Origin of the sequence: Aneurinibacillus tyrosinisolvens, assembly GCF_001015055.1 — a bacterium.
In the GTDB taxonomy this organism is placed as follows: domain Bacteria; phylum Bacillota; class Bacilli; order Aneurinibacillales; family Aneurinibacillaceae; genus Aneurinibacillus_A; species Aneurinibacillus_A tyrosinisolvens.
Genome location: NZ_BBWZ01000013.1, coordinates 95,995 through 116,063 on the forward strand (window position 1 = coordinate 95,995; position 20,069 = coordinate 116,063).

The window sequence follows — 20,069 nt, forward strand, 5'->3', positions numbered from 1 at the left end:
TAATCACAATGAATTAATTAGGGGGTAAATGTGAATGTCAAACGAACTTACCATAAAAGATTACTCGAACGGTAATACGCCTACGTGGTGTCCGGCGTGTGGTGATTTTTCAGTATTGAAATGCATGCAGCGTGCGTTATTTTCACTGCAAATTAGTCCGGAAAACACCGTCTTAGTTTCAGGGATAGGCTGCAGCGGTAAAATCGGGCACTATTACGGTGGATATAGCATTCATGGAACGCATGGGCGTTCTTTGCCCATTGCACAGGGAGTGAAGGCAGCCCGGCCGGAGCTAACGGTTATTGCAGCAGGGGGAGATGGGGACGGATACGGTATTGGTGTAGGTCACCTTGTCCATGCCGCCAGGCGAAATTTAAATATTACTTATATCGTAATGGACAATGGAGTGTATGGGAATACAAAAGGGCAGACCTCACCAACAAGCCGGGTCGGATACCAGTCTTCCACAACACCGTCAGGGAATCCGGATATACCTGTGAATCCACTGCTGTTGGCCTGGGCTTCCGGAGCTTCATTTATTGCACAGGGATTTTCGGGGGATGCGAAACACCTTGAGAACCTTATTATAGAAGGAATAAAACATAACGGTTTTTCTTTGATAAATGTTTTTAGTCCATGTGTTGTTTTTAATAAGTCCCAGGGCTATGATTTTTATCGCGAAAATATTAGCTACGCAGAAAATCCGGCAAGGACGCCTCAGGAGTACGTGGGGATACTTAACCAGTCTTCCATGCCTGTAGGAGTACTGTGGAAATCGGATAACAATGATTCAATTAAGCCTGCTCAACAAATAAACAATAGGGACAATGATCTTGTAGCTTATCTTCATTCTCAACTTGTATAACTTTGAACTAAATTATAGGGGGGTGCCCGCTTTATGAATTACCAATTTGATTTTAAAGACAAAATCGTTGTGGTAACCGGTGCAAGCAGAGGGATTGGAAGGAATATCGCCGTTGGTTTTGGTTCGTTAGGTGCTAATGTCGTGTTGGTTAGCCGTAACAAAGATCAATTGGAAGAAACCGCTGCTCTAGTACAGGACGCAGGGGGGGAAGCGACTGTTATTCCTGCAGATTTATCAGTATTAGGCAATATTCAGGAAGCAGTGGCGACAATCAAACAAAATTACCCCAGAATTGATATACTCATAAATAACTCCGGAGTCACAAGAAGGAAACCATCAACAGAAGTGACAGAAGAGGATTGGGATTATATTATGGATCTCAACCAAAAATCGTACTTTTTTATGTGCCAGGCTGTAGGAAAAGAAATGATGAAACAAGGCTATGGAAAAATTGTGAATATAGCTTCAGTAGGCGGAGTTATAGGAATAACTAAATCAGCTCCCTATAGTTCAAGTAAAGGGGGAGTTGTACTATTCACTAAAGTTCTGGCCTGTGAGTGGGCGAAATATAACATCCAGGTCAATGCCGTTGGACCGGGATATATTCATACGGAGTTAGTCGCTAATGCGATAAAGGATCAAGAGTTTTTAAATACGATAACTTCCCGGACACCGAGCAGGCGATTAGGAAATCCTGATGAGGTTGTGGGTGGAGTTCTATACCTTGCTTCTGATTTAGCAAACTACGTAACCGGCCATACATTAATGATTGACGGCGGCCTTACCGCATACGGGGTCTGATTCCCGGAAGTTCCCCAGGCCACAGGGGGCGTAGTTTCGGCTGCCCCCCAGCCTATCTGTTTAATCATGAAAGGTAGGGCGATTCATTTGATAGCCAAGCAGGTTGAGTTTGATAATCGCAACTTATATGAGCGGGTTTATATATACTTACGGGATAAAATTGTCCTTAATCAATTACCGCCAGGGTCTAGAATTAATTATGAAGAACTAATAGAGGAACTGGGAGTAAGCAAGACGCCTTTACGGGACGGAATCAATCGTCTGCAACAAGAGGGGTTAATTGAAGTAAAACCGCGGTCAGGAACTTATGTGAGTATACCGAAAGTCAAGGATATAGTAGAAATCTATGATGTCCGGAAAGCTTTAGAATGTGAAGCTGTTCAATTGGCCAGCCTAAGTATCCCAAAAACTGAATTGAAATCATTGCTATGTGAAGCAGAGCAAGCTGAAGCAGAAATTAAAAAAGGGAATCCGGAACCGTTTTTTCAGGCTGATAGACGGTTGCACCGAACCATTATTCAATATTCAAACAACCGCCGGCTGATAACCTTTATGGAAACGCTGGAACTGCAAATCAAATGGTTTGCTATTATTATTGCAAAGAATTTTGACAGGCCTTTGCAAGCGAATGACATGCACAAGAAAATTTTGACAGCAATGTATCATTCGAAAGTGGATGAAGCTAAAAAACGAATGGAAGAACATATAGAGGAAATTAAACTTTATACGGTTGCTGATTATTCATAGCCGTACTCAAAGGATTTTGACGCTACCGCTATTCTTGTTGTATATTTCTTAGTGAAGTGTAATTTTGATAGACTGCTGCACAGAAGCGATCTTCTAGTAACATTACTAGAAGATTTTTATTTAATCTTTTATTTCCATGGGTTTATCCCGCAAATAGATAAGATATCATGTTAAAACAGATGATTAATAAAGGAGTACCTCTGATGAAGACATTAGTTCTTGCTGAAAAACCGAGCGTGGCCAAAGAGATTGCCCGTGTGCTCGGCTGCCACCAAAAGCATAAAAATCACATAGAAGGGCCCCAGTACGTAGTAACCTGGGCGCTCGGCCACCTTGTCACGCTCGCTGAACCGGAAGAATATGATCCGAAATATAAAACATGGAAGCTTGAGGATCTGCCTATTCTTCCACAATCCATGCGCCTCAAAGTAATGAAAGAAACGTCCCACCAATTTCGCGCCGTCTCCCAGTTAGCGAAACGGCAGGACATTAAGGAATTAATTATCGCAACGGATGCCGGCCGGGAAGGGGAGCTAGTCGCCCGCTGGATAATGGAAATGGTAAATTGGAAAAAACCGTTTAAACGCCTGTGGATTTCTTCCCAGACAGACAAAGCAATTAAAGAAGGCTTCGCCAGCCTTAAACCGGGCGCCGCATACAATGACCTCTATCAATCCGCCGTATGCCGGGCGGAAGCGGACTGGCTTATCGGCCTTAACGTCACACGCGCTCTCACAAGCAAATACAATGCCCAGCTGGCGGCCGGGCGCGTGCAGACGCCGACCCTCGCCATGATGGTGGAGCGTGAAAAAGAAATCCGGGCCTTTCAGCCGGTTGAATACTGGACCATTCAGGCTGACTTCGGCTCATTTACCGGGATGTGGCGGTCTTCCGCCAACCAGGAAAGCCGAATTTTCGACAGAGCAAAAGCAGAAGCGATTCAGCATAAAACTTCTGATAAACAGGGCAAAGTGACCCGGGTAAAAACAACCGAGAAAATCGAACCCCAGCCGCTTGCTTACGATTTAACAGAATTGCAGAGGGACGCGAACAAACGGTACGGATTTTCTGCCAAACAAACATCCAATGTGCTGCAAAGGCTGTATGAACAGCACAAGCTCGTAACGTATCCGAGAACGGATTCCCGCCATTTAACGTCGGATATGGTGCCGACGCTGAAGGCGCGGCTGGAAAGCGTGGGGGTAGGCCCGTATTCCGCGTTTGTCCGCCCCCTATTAAAGAAGTCACTGCCGATCAGCAAAAGAATTGTTGATGACAGCAAAGTAACCGACCACCATGCAATTATCCCAACGGAAGAACCGCTTCATTTAGGGGATTTAAGCACGGATGAGAAAAAATTATACGATTTGATTGTCCGCCGCTTTATTGCCCTTTTCTATCCGGTATACCGTTACGACAGCATCCAAATCGCCGTCACGGTTGAAGGAGAAACGTTCCATTCGAAAGGAAAAGCGGTAAAGGACGCCGGCTGGAAAGAAGTGTACGGGAAAGATGCTGACAGCCGCGGAACAGACGAGGAAGAGGATGAAATATCCGATCAGCTGCTCCCCTCGATTCAGGAGGGGGAACAACTGCAGGTAAGAAGCTGCAGCATCCAAAGCCAGCACACGACACCGCCTCTGCGTCATACAGAAGCTTCACTGCTTACACAGATGGAGAAAAACAATTTAGGCACACCGGCCACACGCGCGGACATCATTGAGAAACTGCTGCAAACCGACACGATTGAACGGCAGGGGAACCGGCTTCACCCGACAAAAAAAGGGCTTCAGCTTGTTGAACTTGTTGCCAGTGAATTACGCTCTTCTGATTTGACCGCAAGCTGGGAAATGGAGCTTGAGCGCATTGCCCGGGGCAAGGGGAATGCCGGGCAGTTTCTCGCCGGAATAAGGGAGCAAACATCAAAGCTCGTCAAGGAAATTACAATGAGCGCGACCGAATACAAACCGCATAACGTAACCGGTTCGAAATGCCCTGACTGCGGTCAAAATCTCCAGGAGTTTAAAGGGAAAAGGGGCAAACTGTTAATCTGCCCGGACCGGGAATGCGGCTATCGCCGTTCAGCTGAGAAGCAGCTCTCCAACAAACGCTGCCCGCAGTGTAAAAAGAAAATGGAGTTTCGTACCGGGAAGGCCGGAAAGTACTTCCAGTGCAAACCGTGCAATGTAATTGAAATGCTTGAGGACAAAGGCCCGGGCAGCAAAAAAGTAAATAAACGAGAAGAACGAACACTCTTAAAAAAATACAGCGGTGAAGAAAACCTCACTTCCAGCCTCGGTGATGCTTTAAAAGCCGCTCTGGGAAAACAGGAAGAATAGTGCTTCTCCTTCTGGACCTGTGATGAAAAATGATTCTATATACAAGATTAAAACAGCAATTTCTTGTACATAAAGTTGAATAGATCATCTTTTTATCAAATACAAATGGGACAGAAGGGGACAGAAAAAATGATAAATGAAATAACTGCCAAATATGCAAAGGAATCGCGCACGATTAAGGAACATCTCGTTCTCCCTCCGGATACGAACCACCATGGGACCATGTTCGGAGGAGAAGTGATGTCATACATTGATGACGTCGCTACAATATGCGCCAGCAAGCATGCCCGCAACCCTGTTGTAACCGCATCGACCGACTCTGTTGATTTCTTGCGGCCGATTAAAACCGGCCACTCGGTAAGCTTCGAATCGTTTGTAACGTGGACTCATAATACTTCAATGGAAGTGTTCGTCCGGATTATTTCAGAAGATTTACTAACAGGAAAAAGAGAGGTTTGCGCGACTTCCTTCTTAACGTTCGTTGCCCTCGGCCCGGACGGACGGCCTACCCATGTACCGGGGGTCATACCGGAAAGACCAGAAGAAATTGCGCTTCATGAATCCGCTCCTGAACGGGTGAAGATCCGCAGAGCGCGCCGCAAGGAACGGGAGAAATTCGCCGAGGGGTTCGGTGTGCTAAAACCGTGGGAGACCTTATAAGCAAAGAGAAAACAGAATAACAGGGAGGACGGAATGTTGGACACGAGCAGGGAAGCACAACTCCTCTACCAGTTTTTAAAAGAAGCTTACATCCGGCGAGGCTACGTCTTCTCCGGAGCCGTCAGCTACAGCCAGATTTCAATCGACGTGCTGCGAAGCTTTGACCGCCAGTACACCGAGTGTATCATTCAGGAATTGCTTGAGGCCAGGCTTATCCAGCGGAGAGATGGGCGGGTTCATGCATATGAGCTGACCAAGCAGCAAAGAAAGCAGCTTCTGCTTGAATACGATCTCGTAAATAAATGGGCCTCAGCCCAGACCTCTTCGCAATCGCTTCGTCCTTATATAAATATTCATGGCGAAGCGGAACAAGTTTTGCTGTAAAACGTAGGTTTGTACACCCTGGCAAACTTGTTCTACAATAGAGAAAAAATCGGGGAGAGGGAGGCTTACATATTATGGGTTTACGATGGATACTGGGGCGTGCGGGGAGCGGCAAAAGCTATTTTTGCCTTGATGAGATACGTTCGCGCCTCAAGGAAAATCCGATCGGTTCACCGCTTATTTACCTTGTGCCCCAGCAGATGAGCTTCCAATCTGAATATGCGCTTGCCGCTGCGCCCGGCCTGGGCGGGACCATGCGGGCGCAGGTCTTAAGTTTTAACCGCCTGGCGTGGAAGGTGCTCTCAGAGACAGGCGGGCTTTCCCGTGTTCATATTGATAGTACAGGCATTAAGATGCTTTTACAAAAAATAATAGACAAGCACCGTACGGATTTCCGGATTTTCGCACGGGCAGCCGGGAAAAAAGGGTTTATTGATCAATTGGAGCAGATGTATTGCGAAATGGCCCGGTATGGCATCGTACCGGAAGATTTACTGGGTCAGCAGATGCAGGCCGCTCGTAAAACGGAAGGGGAGCAAAGCGCAAGGTTCCTGTCTGATAAGCTGCACGACATGCATCTGATTTATACGGAGCTTGAACAAAGGCTTACCGGCCGCTATTTGGACGCCGAGCATTATTTGCCGCTGCTGAACGAACGAATTGCTCTTTCACAGTATATTTCCGAGGCCGACGTCTGGATCGACGGATTTGATGGATTTACTCCGCAGGAGCTGGCTGTCATTTCTTCTTTGCTCAACCAAGCCAAAAGTGTATCCGTCGCGCTCACACTGGACAAGCCGTATGAGGATGACATTCCGGACGAGCTTGATTTATTTTACCCAACCGCGCTAACGTACCGCCGTATAAATGAGCTGGCGGAAAAACAAAACATACATACCGATTCTCCTATTTTGCTTGGGGTTCCAAACAAGACGCCCGTACGCTTTGCCCATAGCCCTGCAATCGCCCATCTGGAAGGCAGCTTTAGGGAAAGCCGCCACACATCGTTTCCGGATGAACCGCAAACGGTCCGCCTCTCTGCGGCCGCTCATCGGCGTGCGGAAGTAGAGGGTGTCGCCCGGCATATTCTTAGCCTGGTGCGGGATGAAGGATACCGCTGGCGGGATGTTGCGATCATTGTCCGCAATATGGAAAGCTATGAGGATATTTTTACAACGATATTTACAGACTATAACCTTCCGTTTTTCCTTGATCAGAAGCGTTTAATGGTCCATCACCCGCTTGTTGAGTTCATCCGCTCTTCGCTTGAGGTAGCCCGCTTTAACTGGCGCTATGATGCCGTTTTTCGCTGCGCGAAAACGGATTTGCTGCTTCCGCTGATAGAGGGTACGGATCGAAACGAGCTTCGCGAACAGCTCGATCGGCTGGAAAACTATGTTCTTTCCCATGGAATCGAAGGGTACCGCTGGATGGATAAACAGCCATGGCGTTACCAGATTTACCGGGGACTGGATGATGAAGCAGCCGATTCGCCGCGCACGCAAACGGAAGAAGAGAAGCAAATCGAAGAGCAATTAAACACACTGCGGCATCGCATCACAGCGCCGCTCATCGAATTGCAAACTTTTCTCCAGAATGCCGGCAACGTGCGCATGATGTGTGAGGGGCTTTATGCTTTTTTACTTGCGCTCGAAGTTCCGGAACAGCTGGAGAGGTGGAGCGAAGAGTCGATTGCGAGCGGCCAGCTCGGCAAAGCCCGCGAGCATGATCAAGTATGGCAGGCATTAATCGACATGCTTGATCAATTCGTTGAGGTCATGGGCGAGGAACAGATGTCGTTTGACGAATTTGCTTCCGTGCTTGACGCGGGAATGGAAAATCTTCGTTTTTCACTTGTCCCGCCCGCACTCGATCAGGTGCTTGTAGGCAGCGTGGATAAAACGAGATTCGCCAATGTGAAATGCAGCTTTATCCTTGGCATCAATGACGGGGTTTTTCCGGCAAGAATACAAGATGATAGCATTCTATCAGAAAGCGAACGAAGCTTCCTGGCGGTGAACGGAATGGAGCTGGCTCCCGGAAGCCAGCGCAAGCTGTTGGATGAACAGTTTATGATTTACCGGGCGTTTACTTCCGCCTCCGATCTGGTTCTGCTCAGCTATCCGCTGGCGGACGAAGAAGGGAAAGCACTGCTTCCCTCCGGCCTCGTGAAACGCATCAAGGAGTGGTTTCCGCAGCTTCGCGAATCTTTTATTCCGGTGGAAGCTGCAGATATAGAAGGGGATGAGCAGCTTTCGTTCATCTCAAGTCCGGAGCGCACCCTTTCCTACCTTACTTCGCAGCTTCAGCACTGGCGCAAAGGATACCCGCTTCCATCCCTTTGGTGGCATGCTTACAACTGGTTTACAGTAAATATGCCGGAGCCGCTCACGCGGGCAACCCACAGTCTCTTTTATCGAAATGAAGAGGCTCCGCTGCGGCGCGGAACAAGCCAGGCACTGTATGGCAAGCACCTGAAGGCAAGTGTGTCCCGTATGGAGAAGTTCCAGGCGTGCCCGTACGCCCAGTTCGCTTCCTATGGGCTCCGTCTAAAGGAGAGGGAGCTGTACCGTTTGGAAGCGCCCGATATCGGCCAGCTGTTCCACGGAACATTGAAGCTGATCGGCGAGCATATTCAACAGGAGAAGCTCTCATGGGCCGAGCTTGAATCCGAAGCGCTGCGCACGCTGGCGTCGGAAAAGGTGGACGTGCTTACGCCGCTGCTGCAGCGTGAAATTCTATTAAGTTCAAATCGTCACCACTATTTAACACATAAATTAAAAAACGTTGTCGGACGGGCGGCGCAGGTGCTCGGAGAACACGCACGCCGCAGCCAGTTTGAGCCAAAGGAGCTTGAGCTTGCCTTCGGTGCAAACGGAAAATTGCCCGCCTTGACGTTTACGCTTCCGAACGGCTGTACGATGGAGCTCGTCGGGCGAATCGACCGGGTAGACGGTGCAGTGGGAGAGCAGGGGCTGCTGCTTCGCGTCATTGACTATAAATCAAGTCAAACCTCACTGCAGCTCACCGATGTTTACTTCGGTTTGTCTCTGCAGATGCTGACGTATTTAGATGTTCTCATTTCGCATGCGAAAGCCGTGTTCGGTGAAAAAGCGCTGCCTGCGGGTGTGCTTTATTTCCACGTACATAACCCGATGCTGCAGAACAGCTCGCCGATGTCAGGCGAAGCCATTCAGCGTGAACTTGGCAAGCATTTTAAGATGAAAGGGCTCGTTGTCGCCGATCGGGAAATTGTCCGGCTTATGGATACGGAGCTGGATACAGGACACTCCGACATTCTTCCTGTAAGCATTAAGAAAGATGGAACGTTCTACAGCAATGCGGCGGTGGCGACCGCTGAGCAGTTTGAGATGCTGCGCCGTTATACACGTCGGGTGATTCGCGAAATTGGCATGAACATTACCGACGGGATGGTCGCTATCTCTCCTTACCGTAAAAAGAAAAAAACGGCCTGTACGTTCTGCTCGTACCGTTCCGTTTGCCAGTTTGATCCGCTTATTGAAACAAATGAGTTCAGAATTCTGCGCGAAGAACCGAAAGAGAAAATATGGCAGGACGTAGCCCGGCACATCGAGGAAGGAGGGATTCTGGATGAAAACGATAGATAAACCAGCCGGTACGACGTGGACAGATGACCAGTGGGAAGCGATTGCGGTACGCGGCACCAATGTCCTTGTGGCAGCCGCCGCAGGTTCCGGAAAAACCGCCGTGCTTGTTGAGCGGATTATCCGGCGCATTTCGGATGAAGCGAGTCCCGTTGATGTCGACCGCCTGCTTGTCGTTACGTTCACGAAAGCGGCGGCCGCCGAGATGCGCCAGCGTATCGGAGGGGCGCTGGAAAAAGCGCTGGCTTCTAATTCTTCCTCTATTCATTTACGCAGGCAGCTCACTCTATTAAATCGTGCATCGATTACAACGCTTCACTCCTTCTGTATGGAAGTGCTGCAGCGTTATTACCATTTAATAGATTTGGACCCTTCGTTCCGCATTGCAGATGATACGGAAGCCCGGCTGCTGCGCCAGGATACGATCGACCAATTGTTTGAAGAAGAATATGGCAGGGGGGAGGACAACGCTTCCTTTTACCGGCTGGTGGACAGCTACGCCGGTGACCGGAGCGATACCGCCCTGCAAAATTTGATCCAGCGATTATATGATTTCTCACGCAGCCATCCGTGGCCGGATGCATGGCTTGACGATATGCTTGCCATGTATAGCGCGGCAGACCTTGCTGCTTTTTATGAACAGCCCTGGTTTCGTTCGCTCGAGAAGGACGTCCGGCTTGAACTAAACGGGGCAAAAGCGCTGCTGGAGAAAGCGGCCGAAATTGCCGGATTTGCCGGAGGCCCGCTGCCTTATCTGGAAACGCTCCACGAAGACCTTTCGCTTGTTATGAACCTGCAGGCAGCCGGGGAACAGTCCTGGGACATGCTGTATGAGGCGTTCCAAACCGTGCAGTTCGGTAAATTAAAAGCGTGCCGAGGCGATCAATTCGATAAAGCTCTCCAGGAAAAAGTAAAAGGGATGCGCGATCAGGTAAAGAAAAGAATCACTGATTTGGCCGGCGAGCTTTTCACCATGCATCCGCAGCAGTACCTGGAAAACGTCTGGCAGGTCAGGCCTTTGCTGCAGAAGCTAGTCGGGCTGGTACGGTCCTTCGCCGAGTGCTACCAAATGGCCAAGGTGGAGAAGGGGCTCGTTGATTTCGCAGATTTAGAGCACTACTGCCTGCAGATCTTGCGGCACGAGGAAGCGGGGCCTGATTCGCTGCTTCCGTCGGCGGCTTCCCTCGACTACCGGGCCCAGTTCGCTGAAGTTCTCGTCGATGAATACCAGGATACGAATATGGTGCAGGAAACGATCGTGCGCCTGGTCGCAAGCGATAGCGAGAATAGCGGAAACCTTTTTATGGTTGGAGATGTAAAACAAAGCATCTACCGGTTCCGCCTGGCCGAACCGGGCCTGTTTCTCGAAAAATATTTACAATACACAAAGAACGGTTCAGGACCAGGCAAGCGCATCGACCTGGCGAAAAACTTCCGCAGCCGGCGTGAAGTCATCGATGGAACGAACTTCTTATTTAAACAAATCATGAGCGAGTCGGCCGGTGAAATTGAATACGACGCAGCCGCCGAGCTTGTTCTTGGAGCAATCGATTATCCTGTGCCGGAAGGATCGGAACCTTCCGTTGACGTGCTGTTAATCAATAAATCCACGGATAAAAACGAAGCGGATCCTGAAGAGGAGCCGGAAGAAAGCCTGACGGATTACAGCGATGCAGAAGGCGAGCAGCCGATCGATGTATCCGAACTGGAAACCGTGCAGCTGGAAGCCCGCCTCATCGCCAATAAAATCCAGGAACTGATTGGAACGACCGGCCAGCCTCCCTACCAGGTGTTCGATAAAGACAGCCAATCGATGCGGCCGGTGCGGTACCGGGATATTGTGATTTTGCTGCGGGCGACCAGCCAGTGGGCGCCGGTCATTGCGGAGGAGTTCAAGGCGTATGGCATCCCTGCCTATGCCGAAGTGAGCACAGGGTATTTTAGCGCAACCGAAATTCAGGTCATGACCTCGCTGCTTCATGTGATTGATAACCCGCTGCAGGATATTCCGCTCGCCTCCGTTCTCCGTTCTCCGATTGTGCAGTTATCGGCTGAAGAAATGGCACAAATCCGCCTCACGCAGAAGGAAGGCAGCTTCTATGAGGCACTGGCTGCCTACATGGGTGCGGCTGAGAATGCCGGGACCGAACTTCAGGCGAAGCTGTCCGCCTTTGTTTCCAATCTGACGAACTGGCGGACAGAAGCAAGACAGGGAGCCTTATCTTCGCTTATCTGGCAGCTCTACCGGGAGACTGGTTATTATGATTTTACCGGCGGACTGCCCGGCGGCAAACAGCGCCAGGCGAACCTGCGCGCGCTGTACGATCGGGCCTGCCAGTATGAAGCAACGTCGTTTCGCGGCCTGTTTCGCTTCCTTCGTTTCATTGAGCGCATGCAGGACCAGGGAGGCGATTTAGGAGCGGCCCGGTCGCTCGGGGAACAGGAAGATGTCGTGCGCATCATGACGATCCATAAAAGCAAGGGGCTTGAATTCCCGGTCGTATTTGTCGCGGGGCTGGCCAAGCAGTACAACCTTATGGATTTAAACGGCAGCTTTCTTCTGCACAAAGAGCTGGGGTTCGGGCCAAAATATGTCGATCCTGAGCTTCGTATCAGCTTCCCAACCCTTCCCTATGCGGCGATGAAACGGCGGATGCGCCTTGAACAACTGGCGGAAGAGATGCGGGTGCTCTATGTGGCGGTGACAAGGGCAAGAGAAAAGCTCTTTCTTGTTGGCACGGTAAAAAACCTGGAAAAATCAGTGGACAAGTGGGCACAAACGATAGCATGGCCCCACTGGTCGCTGCCTGACTATGAGCTGGTGCGGGGAAGAACGTACCTGGACTGGATTGGTCCCTGCCTTATCCGGCACCATCATGCGAAAGATTTGCTGGAAATCACAGGCACGGCGGAACGCTCCATCGAAGCTGTTGCCGATCATGCTTCAGCCTGGTCGGTTACATGTTATTCTGCAGAGGATTTTATCCTGACAGCAGCAGCGGAAAATAATGCAGTTTCCGATCTGGAAAATTTAATTGCCTTAGGCCATGCGGTACCGGTTGCCGGCCCGCACCAGGAGGTTGTCGAGCAACGCCTTTCCTGGAAATACAATGCTCCGGCTTCAGAAAGCCATCTGTCCAAGCAATCCGTTTCAGAAATCAAGCGGCGCCAGCAAGCTGCCCTTAAACAATTGGAACAGGAAGATACAGGCTATCTTCCGCGCAGCTTTAACCGCGAAACGGCAGCACGCCCGCGCTTTCTCTCCCGGCAGAAGGTAAATGCGGCAGAGCGAGGGACAGCCATGCATACGGTCCTGCAGCAGCTCCCTGTTTCCCGTGCGCTGAGCGCTGCGGAAATCGAGGAGCATATTGCACGGATGGTAGAACGCGAGCTGTTAACTGCGGCGGAGGCAGAAGCGGTTAGCCCGGAACAAATCGAACGATTCTTCCATTCCCTTCCGGGGCAAAAGATGCTGTCGTCCACACAGGTGCGCCGGGAAGTCCCCTTCAATCTTGCAATACCCGCACCGGATGCTTATCCTGGATGGCCCGCACAAGAGAAAGGCGAAATCGTTCTCGTACAGGGGGTTATTGACTGTTTGTTTGAAGACAATGGGGAGTGGATTCTGCTCGATTATAAAACAGACGCCACCGCGAATCTGCCCGATGCTGTCCTTGCAGAACGATACCGGGTTCAGCTGGATTGGTATGCGCGTGCGGTTGAAGACATCTCGAAGAAGCGGGTTAAAGAGAAAATCCTTTATTTTTTTGATGGCGAACGCGTCATTCATTTGAACGCTAAAAAGGGGGAGATGTAATGCGCATTATTCACACAGCGGACTGGCACCTCGGCAAAACGCTGGAAGGCCGGAGCCGCTTGCCTGAACAGGCTGCCTTTATTGATGAATTGTGTGAGATTGTGGAGAGAGAACAAATCGACCTCATTTTAATGGCTGGGGATGTCTTTGATACCGTTAACCCTCCGTCAGCGGCGGAGCAGTTGTTTTATGAAAGCATGGCTCGTTTATCTGACAATGGGAAGCGAAGGATTATCGCCATTGCCGGAAACCACGACAACCCGGAGCGGCTGGCGGCATCGCGTCCGCTGGCGGAAACGAGAGGAATCGAGCTTCTCGGTTTGCCGGTCCCGCAAATTTTGACCGTGGATGTTCCATCGAGCGGGGAGCAGGCGCGTATCTTTGCCCTCCCGTATCCTTCAGAATCAAGGCTCCAGGTTTTGCTTACAGACAGCAATGAGGAAGAACTCCTTCAACTGGCTTATGATCAAAGGCTGGCACAGCTCTTCGCGTTGCAAAGCCGCCATTTTTCGAAGGACACGATCAACCTGGCAATGAGCCACTTGTATGTCATGGGAAGCCATGAATCAGAGTCGGAGCGCCCGATTCAGGTAGGCGGGGCATACACCGTCTCCGCGACAACGCTTCCTGCGGCCGCGCAGTATGTCGCACTCGGCCACCTGCACCGGCCGCAAAACGTAAGCAAGGCACCGACACTGGCGCGCTATTCAGGTTCCCCGCTTGCCTACAGCTTTTCTGAAGCGGGCCAGGCCAAATCTGTAACACTGCTTGATATTAAGCCGGGCCAGGAAGCGCATATGGAGGAAATCTTTCTTTCCAGCGGCAAACCTCTGGTAGAATGGAAAGCAAAGGAAGGAATCGAACAGGTGCACCGCTGGCTGGATGAGCAGCGGGATCTAAACGCATGGATCGACCTTGAAATCCATGTGACCGAAACGATAGCGATGGAGCACATTCACCACCTCCGCAAGAGCCATAGCGGAATTCTTGGCATCCGTCCCATCTATGCAGCCGCGGCAGAAGTGGAAGCGATCCGGGTCGATCGTTCCCGCATGCCGATTGATGAATTGTTCCAGCGCTTTTATGTAAGGCAAACCGGAGGCGCCCAGCCGGACGAGGAAACGATAAAGCTATTCATGGAATTGATCGGAGAAGAAGATGAATCTCTTGTTTAGGGAGGGATCGGTACAGGAACTTCCCAGGAAAGGAGACGGGAGTTAGTTATGCGTCCTATCCAATTAAAGGTAGCAGGCCTCCACAGCTTTCGCGAACAGCAGGAAGTGGATTTTGAAAACTTATGCAGCGGCGGCGTATTCGGGATTTTCGGGCCGACAGGCAGCGGAAAATCTTCCCTCTTAGACGCGATGACCCTTGCGTTATACGGAAAAGTCGAGCGGGCAAACAACAATACGCAGGGGATTATGAATCAGTTCGAGGACCAGCTGTCAGTTTCCTTCACATTCGAATTAGGCAATGCGGATGGCTTGAAGCGGTATCGTGTGGAACGAAGGTACAAGCGGACAGATGAAGTACGGCTAAAGACAGTGACCTGCCGCTTTATTGAAATAAGTGGCGAGGAACACAAGGTGATGGCGGATAAAGAGCGGGATGTTACACAGTGCGTGCAAAACGTCCTGGGCCTTACTGTGGATGACTTTACCCGGGCTGTTGTTCTGCCGCAGGGGAAGTTCGCCGAGTTCCTATCGCTCAAAGGGAGCGAACGGCGCCAGATGCTGCAGCGCCTGTTTCATCTGGAGAAATACGGCGATGTATTGAATATAAAGCTGAAGAAAAGATATGCGGAAACGAAAGGCAGTGTCGATCAAATTCTGGCGGAGCAGCAGGGGTTAGGTGAGGCATCGGCAGAAAATGTGAAACTGGCTAAAAAACGAAGTGAACAGGCGGAGGCCACACTTAAAATAAAGCAAAAACAGCTGCAGGAAGCTGAAGGGGCAGCGGAAAGAGACCGGCGAATTTGGGAGTTGCAAGAAGAGAAAAAAAAACGTCGAGCAAGCCATTGCCAGGCACCGCGAACGGCAGGAGGAAATTCTGGCGATGGAGAAGCGTTTGCAGGAAGCGGAACTCGCAGAGAAGCTGCGTCCATACGCTGAAGAATTAGACCGTTCCAATGCAGCGCTTGCCCACTGGAAGCAGGAAGTAGCGAAAACAGAAGCTGTGTTGGCCCAGGCCCGGAACAGTTACGAGCGGTCTTTCGAAGAGTGGAATGCGGCACGCGCAGAACTTACCGCCGAAGAGCCCCGGCTCACGGTTCGCATGGAGCAGCTAACCCGTGCCCGGCAATTGCAAAGCGAAATCACCTCTCTTCGCCATGAAATCGAAGAGCAAAAAAAGGTCGTACTGCAATGCATCACGGTTTATGAGGAAAAGCAAAACAAATGGCAGGAAGCCCTTCAGTGGAAAGAAAAAGCGCTAAAGAAGCAGGCGGAGCTGCAGGAAGCTTTGCAGCAGAAAACAGTAAAATCAGCGGAACGGCAGCACGTTACAAGCGCCCGGCAGGCGGCGCAGGCACTGCAAAGCCAGCGCCACCTCTTTGAAGCTGCAGAGCAGGAGATCAGAGGCAAGACGAAGGCAGCGGCCGAACTGGAGCAAAGAATGAAAAAGGCTGCAGGAGAAATCGGGACGCTGCAGGAGCATATAGGCCGCTCCATTCATGATACAGCAACGCTTCATCATGAGGTTTGTGAAAGTGGCACCAGGATTGAACATGTCCTCGTCCTCGTTCCAGAACTGCTTGAGGAGCAAAAACAGGAGCTGGCACGGTATACGAGAAATCAATTGGCAGCACAGCTTGTCCAACAGCTTCAGACGGGCGAGCCTTGTCCCGTATGCGGTTCTAGCGAGCACCCACATCCTGCAGAAATTACGGTACATAGCGATAGTGCCAGCGACGTGGAGGACTGCATTGCCCGGCTTGATGCGCTCTTTCAAAAAGCAGCCGGTCACAAACAGGATGGAAGCGGGCTTACATATCGCCTCGAACAGCTATCCCAATCTTTTGGCGAAATTATTGAGGATAGTTCGAATGCCGCCGCAGCCGATGCGGCGTTAGATTTAGCTCCTTCCGCTCTTGGGAATACGGACGGAAGGGCTGGCTGGAATCCTGAGTTCACAGTCGTTGAAAAAATCGAATACCTGACAAGTGAGTTGTCTTTCATTTCCGAGCGAATTCGCTATTTCCAGGAAGAGATGGCACGGCAGGAAGCAGCATGCAGAAACTCCGCCAGGGAATATACCCGGCTTCGCCAGCAGCACGCGGAAATGCAAATCTCCTATGATCTCGAGGTAAAAGCGCTGCAGGAGAGAAAAGCAAAGCAGCAGGCGTTGACGGAAGAGATGGCAGCTATGGAGCAGAACTGGGTTGAACGGTTTTCTCCGCTTACTCTGGACGGGATCGAACAGGCCGCGGCGCATATCGATGCACGGGATCAAGAGGTGGAAGGACTGCAAGAGCGGTTGAATAAGAGCGTTCCCTATATTGAACAAAAGGAACAGGAAATCGTACAGCTGCAGCAGGAATTAGGCCAGCTTGAGAAAGATAGAGTCCGATTGGACACGGAACTGGCAGGCAAAGCAGGAAACCTGGCAGAAAAGCAAACGCGCCTGACAGAGATCGCCGGTGCAGCTGACGTCCATCAGCTACTGGCAGAAACAGAAGAGCGGCTGCGTACGATTCGAACCAGGGCCAAGGAAAAAGAAGAAAAGACCGCCGCCATGCAAAAAGAACGGCAGACAGCAGAGAGGGACGAAAGCGCGGCCCGGCAATCTTTCCTTCTCGCGGAAAAGCGGCAGGCGGAGGCATCTATATCATGGGATACAGCCTGCTCGGAAACTCCTTTCCAATCCCGTGAGCATGTAACCGCTGCTCTGGCGGACGTTTCTCTTCAGGAGAAGTGGAAGGCTTCCATTATATCCTATCGGGATGAGGAGAAGAAGCTGCTGCACCAGCTTTCCCTTCTCGTGATGAATCTGGATGGCGCGGTGCTGACGGAGGAACAATGGCTGCATATAAGGGGGCAACTGCAGCAGGCCAGAGAAGAGGCGGAGCTGGCAACGAATGAAAAAATAAGGGCGGAACGGGATTACGAAGATATCGAGAGGCGGCATGCACGCTGGACTGAACTGGAGCAGCAAAACAGTGAGCTGCAGCAGGTGCTGAACCGGCTGCAAACCCTCCAGGGCGTTTTCCGCGGCAACGGCTTTGTTGAATTCATTGCGGAAGAGCAATTAATGCAGGTCAGCTATGAAGCATCGATGCGGCTTGGCAAGCTCACGCGGCAGCGCTATGCGATTGAAGTGGATTCAACCGGGGGATTTGTCATCCGGGACGATGCGAATGGAGGAACAAAGCGGCCTGTAACTACATTGTCCGGCGGTGAGACCTTCCTGACTTCGCTTGCGCTTGCGCTTGCGTTATCGACACAAATCCAGCTGCGCGGCGAGTTCCCGCTGGAGTTCTTCTTCCTTGATGAAGGGTTTGGCACGCTTGATCAGGAACTGCTGGATACCGTTGTGACGGCGCTTGAGAAATTGCACACCGATCGGCTGTCTGTCGGAATTATCAGCCACGTTCCCGAACTGCGGGCCCGGCTGCCGCGGCGCTTGCTTGTCACACCGGCTGAACATTCCGGCCGGGGAAGCAGTGTCAGTCATGAGGTTTTATAGATGAACAGTGAAAAAACAGGGATGATACGCCCCTGTTTTTTTTATCTTACTTTCCCCTTAACATTTGTCGTTTTTCAGAATAGGATTGGATTTCTATAGTTGGACCTAAAGGGGTAGTCTCTTTTGGTGTGCACCTGTATATGATTTATGCCTCCTATTCTGAACGTATGTAGGGGGCATTTTTTTGTCTCCTAAACTTGATAAGAGGAGATGTTACTATGCTTTTATTAGAAGCTCATCATGTAAAGCACTATGTACAGGAGCGTTTATTACTAGATGTGGATCAATTGCAAATTCATCAAAGTGATCGAATTGGATTAGTGGGCCGAAATGGAAGTGGGAAAACGACGTTACTTCAAATTCTAGCTGAAAAGATTTCTCCAGAAGAAGGGACCGTTATTCAACGTACTCAATGTGAACTTTTACCCATTATTGTTTCGCATGATCGCGCATTTTTGGATGCTCTTTGTACAACCATATGGGAAATCAATGAAGGAAAGATAAGAGGATATACAGGCAACTACAGTCATTATGTAGAACAAAAAGAAGTCGAGAGCCATCAAGAACAATTAGCTTATGAAAAATATGAGAAAAAAGAAAAAGCAGTTAGAAGAAGCATTAAAATTAAAAGAGAAAAAAGCGGAAAGAGCAACAAAAGCTCCAAAAAAAGGTAAGTAAATCAGAAGCAAAAATTACAGGAGCGAAGCCATACTTTGCAAAAAAACAAAAAGAAGTTACAAAAAAACAGCGACAGCCATTGAAACGAGATTAGAAAAACTTGAAAAGGTAGAAAAAGTGAAAGAACTCCCACCACTTAAGATGAACTTGCCGAATGCAGAAACGTTTAAAAACTGGATTATCCTTCGTGTAGAGGATGTAACAGGTATGATTGGCGAACGTGTACTTTGGAGCAAAACAAGTTTTCATGTTCGAGGTGGTGACAAATTAGCGATTATCGGTCCAAATGGAAGTGGGAAAACGACGCTTGTAAAAAAGATCATCAACCAAGAGCCTGGTATCAATACGTTGATTTTAGATGAACCGACGAATTTTCTTGATACGAAAGCTGTTGAAGCATTAGAGTCTCTTCTAAAAGAGTATGAAGGGAGCGTGATCTTCGTCTCCCATGATCGCCGATTCATTGAAAACATCGCTACACGAATTTTGGAAATTCGTAATCAAGAGATTGAATTGTTTGAAGGAACCTATCAGCAATATAATCAACCACAAAAAGCTCGAGACACCGAAAAAGATAAACGTCTCTTACTCGAAACAAAAATATCAGAAGTACTAAGTCGCTTGAGTACCGAACCATCTGAAGAATTAGAAATCGAATTTCAAAAACTTTTAAAAGAAAAAAGGGAATTGGACACGATTGAATAATTTTGAAGAGTTCCTTTTGTAATACCAACACTTTCACGAAGGAGGCTGATGATCCTGAATTTATTGAGCATTAATGACCTATCCCAGCTTCAAATATCTGATATTTTTGATTTAACTGACAAATTAAAACTTCATAACGATGCAAATGTTTTAAGTGGAAAAACATTTATATTGTTTTTCCCAGAGTCAAGTATAAGAACTAGAATTACTTTTGAGAAAGGGATAAAAGATTTGGGGGGAGAATGTATATTATTTCCTCCAGAGAGTCTGGATAAGAGGGAGCAGTTAAGAGATGTTATTCAATATATTGAAAACTGGGCTGACGGCGTGATTATTAGACACTCGGATCTTTCAAAAATTGAGGAATTATCAAAATACGCTTCCATTCCAATCATTAATGGGATGACCTCTGATAATCACCCATGTGAGATTTTATCTGATTTATATTCTATTAGTAAAATAAAAGAGAACTATAGAGATCTCGTATATACATTCGTTGGTGGGGCGGGTAATATTTCGAGAGCATGGATGAACATTGCAAAAGTTATGGACCTCAAATTTAATCATGTTTGTACAAGTGGTAATGAATTATGTAAAGATAACCGTAATTATAAATTTCATACGGATCTTGAGACAGTATTGGTGAGCAGTGATGTTATTTTGACAGATTCCTTATCCAGTGATTTACGAACAAGTGAATACATAAATAAATATCAAATAACCTTAGAGAGAATGAAATTAACAAAGACACATTCAATATTAAA

General features: G+C 49.1%; 13 protein-coding genes and 1 pseudogene. All 14 read left to right on the forward strand.

The annotated features are described in order from the left end of the window. The first annotated feature begins 34 nt into the window (after positions 1 to 34). Positions 35 to 865, forward strand: coding sequence for a thiamine pyrophosphate-dependent enzyme (locus tag MBEAL2_RS13915; RefSeq protein WP_047152886.1), 831 nt, complete (start codon positions 35 to 37; stop codon positions 863 to 865). 33 nt (positions 866 to 898) lie between these two features. Beyond that, positions 899 to 1,666, forward strand: coding sequence for an SDR family NAD(P)-dependent oxidoreductase (locus tag MBEAL2_RS13920; RefSeq protein WP_047152887.1), 768 nt, complete (start codon positions 899 to 901; stop codon positions 1,664 to 1,666). An 87-nt stretch (positions 1,667 to 1,753) separates the two neighbouring features. Continuing rightward, complete coding sequence (locus MBEAL2_RS13925) at positions 1,754 to 2,413, forward strand: GntR family transcriptional regulator (protein ID WP_236692846.1); 660 nt, start codon at positions 1,754 to 1,756, stop codon at positions 2,411 to 2,413. 203 nt (positions 2,414 to 2,616) lie between these two features. Continuing rightward, positions 2,617 to 4,752 (forward strand): DNA topoisomerase III, encoded by a 2,136-nt coding sequence (locus MBEAL2_RS13930; RefSeq protein WP_047152889.1) that lies wholly within the window; start codon positions 2,617 to 2,619, stop codon positions 4,750 to 4,752. A gap of 129 nt (positions 4,753 to 4,881) precedes the next feature. Next, a complete protein-coding gene (locus MBEAL2_RS13935; protein WP_047152890.1) occupies positions 4,882 to 5,412 on the forward strand; it encodes an acyl-CoA thioesterase in 531 nt (176 codons plus the stop codon). A 33-nt stretch (positions 5,413 to 5,445) separates the two neighbouring features. Continuing rightward, positions 5,446 to 5,796, forward strand: a complete 351-nt coding sequence (locus MBEAL2_RS13940) for a hypothetical protein (protein WP_047152891.1) — start codon at positions 5,446 to 5,448, stop codon at positions 5,794 to 5,796. 74 nt (positions 5,797 to 5,870) lie between these two features. Continuing rightward, the gene (gene addB, locus MBEAL2_RS13945; protein WP_047152892.1) at positions 5,871 to 9,425 is read left to right on the forward strand and encodes a helicase-exonuclease AddAB subunit AddB; all 3,555 of its coding nucleotides are present in this window, start codon (positions 5,871 to 5,873) and stop codon (positions 9,423 to 9,425) included. Continuing rightward, the gene (gene addA / locus MBEAL2_RS13950) at positions 9,409 to 13,239 is read left to right on the forward strand and encodes a helicase-exonuclease AddAB subunit AddA (protein ID WP_047152893.1); all 3,831 of its coding nucleotides are present in this window, start codon (positions 9,409 to 9,411) and stop codon (positions 13,237 to 13,239) included. Before addB ends, addA begins: the two co-directional genes overlap by 17 nt. After that, the gene (locus MBEAL2_RS13955) at positions 13,239 to 14,414 is read left to right on the forward strand and encodes a metallophosphoesterase family protein (protein WP_047152894.1); all 1,176 of its coding nucleotides are present in this window, start codon (positions 13,239 to 13,241) and stop codon (positions 14,412 to 14,414) included. The genes addA and MBEAL2_RS13955 overlap by 1 nt, the downstream gene beginning before the upstream one ends. A gap of 48 nt (positions 14,415 to 14,462) precedes the next feature. After that, entirely contained in the window at positions 14,463 to 15,350 is an 888-nt protein-coding gene (locus tag MBEAL2_RS29290; protein ID WP_052947721.1) for an AAA family ATPase, read from the forward strand. A 2,068-nt stretch (positions 15,351 to 17,418) separates the two neighbouring features. After that, positions 17,419 to 17,922 (forward strand): annotated as a pseudogene (locus MBEAL2_RS34355) (SbcC/MukB-like Walker B domain-containing protein); the annotation flags it as partial. A 218-nt stretch (positions 17,923 to 18,140) separates the two neighbouring features. Then, a complete protein-coding gene (locus tag MBEAL2_RS32885; RefSeq protein WP_236692847.1) occupies positions 18,141 to 18,596 on the forward strand; it encodes an ATP-binding cassette domain-containing protein in 456 nt (151 codons plus the stop codon). Positions 18,597 to 18,717: 121 nt separating this feature from the next. Further along, complete coding sequence (locus MBEAL2_RS33830) at positions 18,718 to 19,305, forward strand: ATP-binding cassette domain-containing protein (RefSeq protein ID WP_236692848.1); 588 nt, start codon at positions 18,718 to 18,720, stop codon at positions 19,303 to 19,305. Positions 19,306 to 19,353: 48 nt separating this feature from the next. Continuing rightward, on the forward strand, positions 19,354 to 20,069 hold a 716-nt coding region (locus tag MBEAL2_RS13970; protein WP_047152895.1), incomplete at its 3' end, for an ornithine carbamoyltransferase.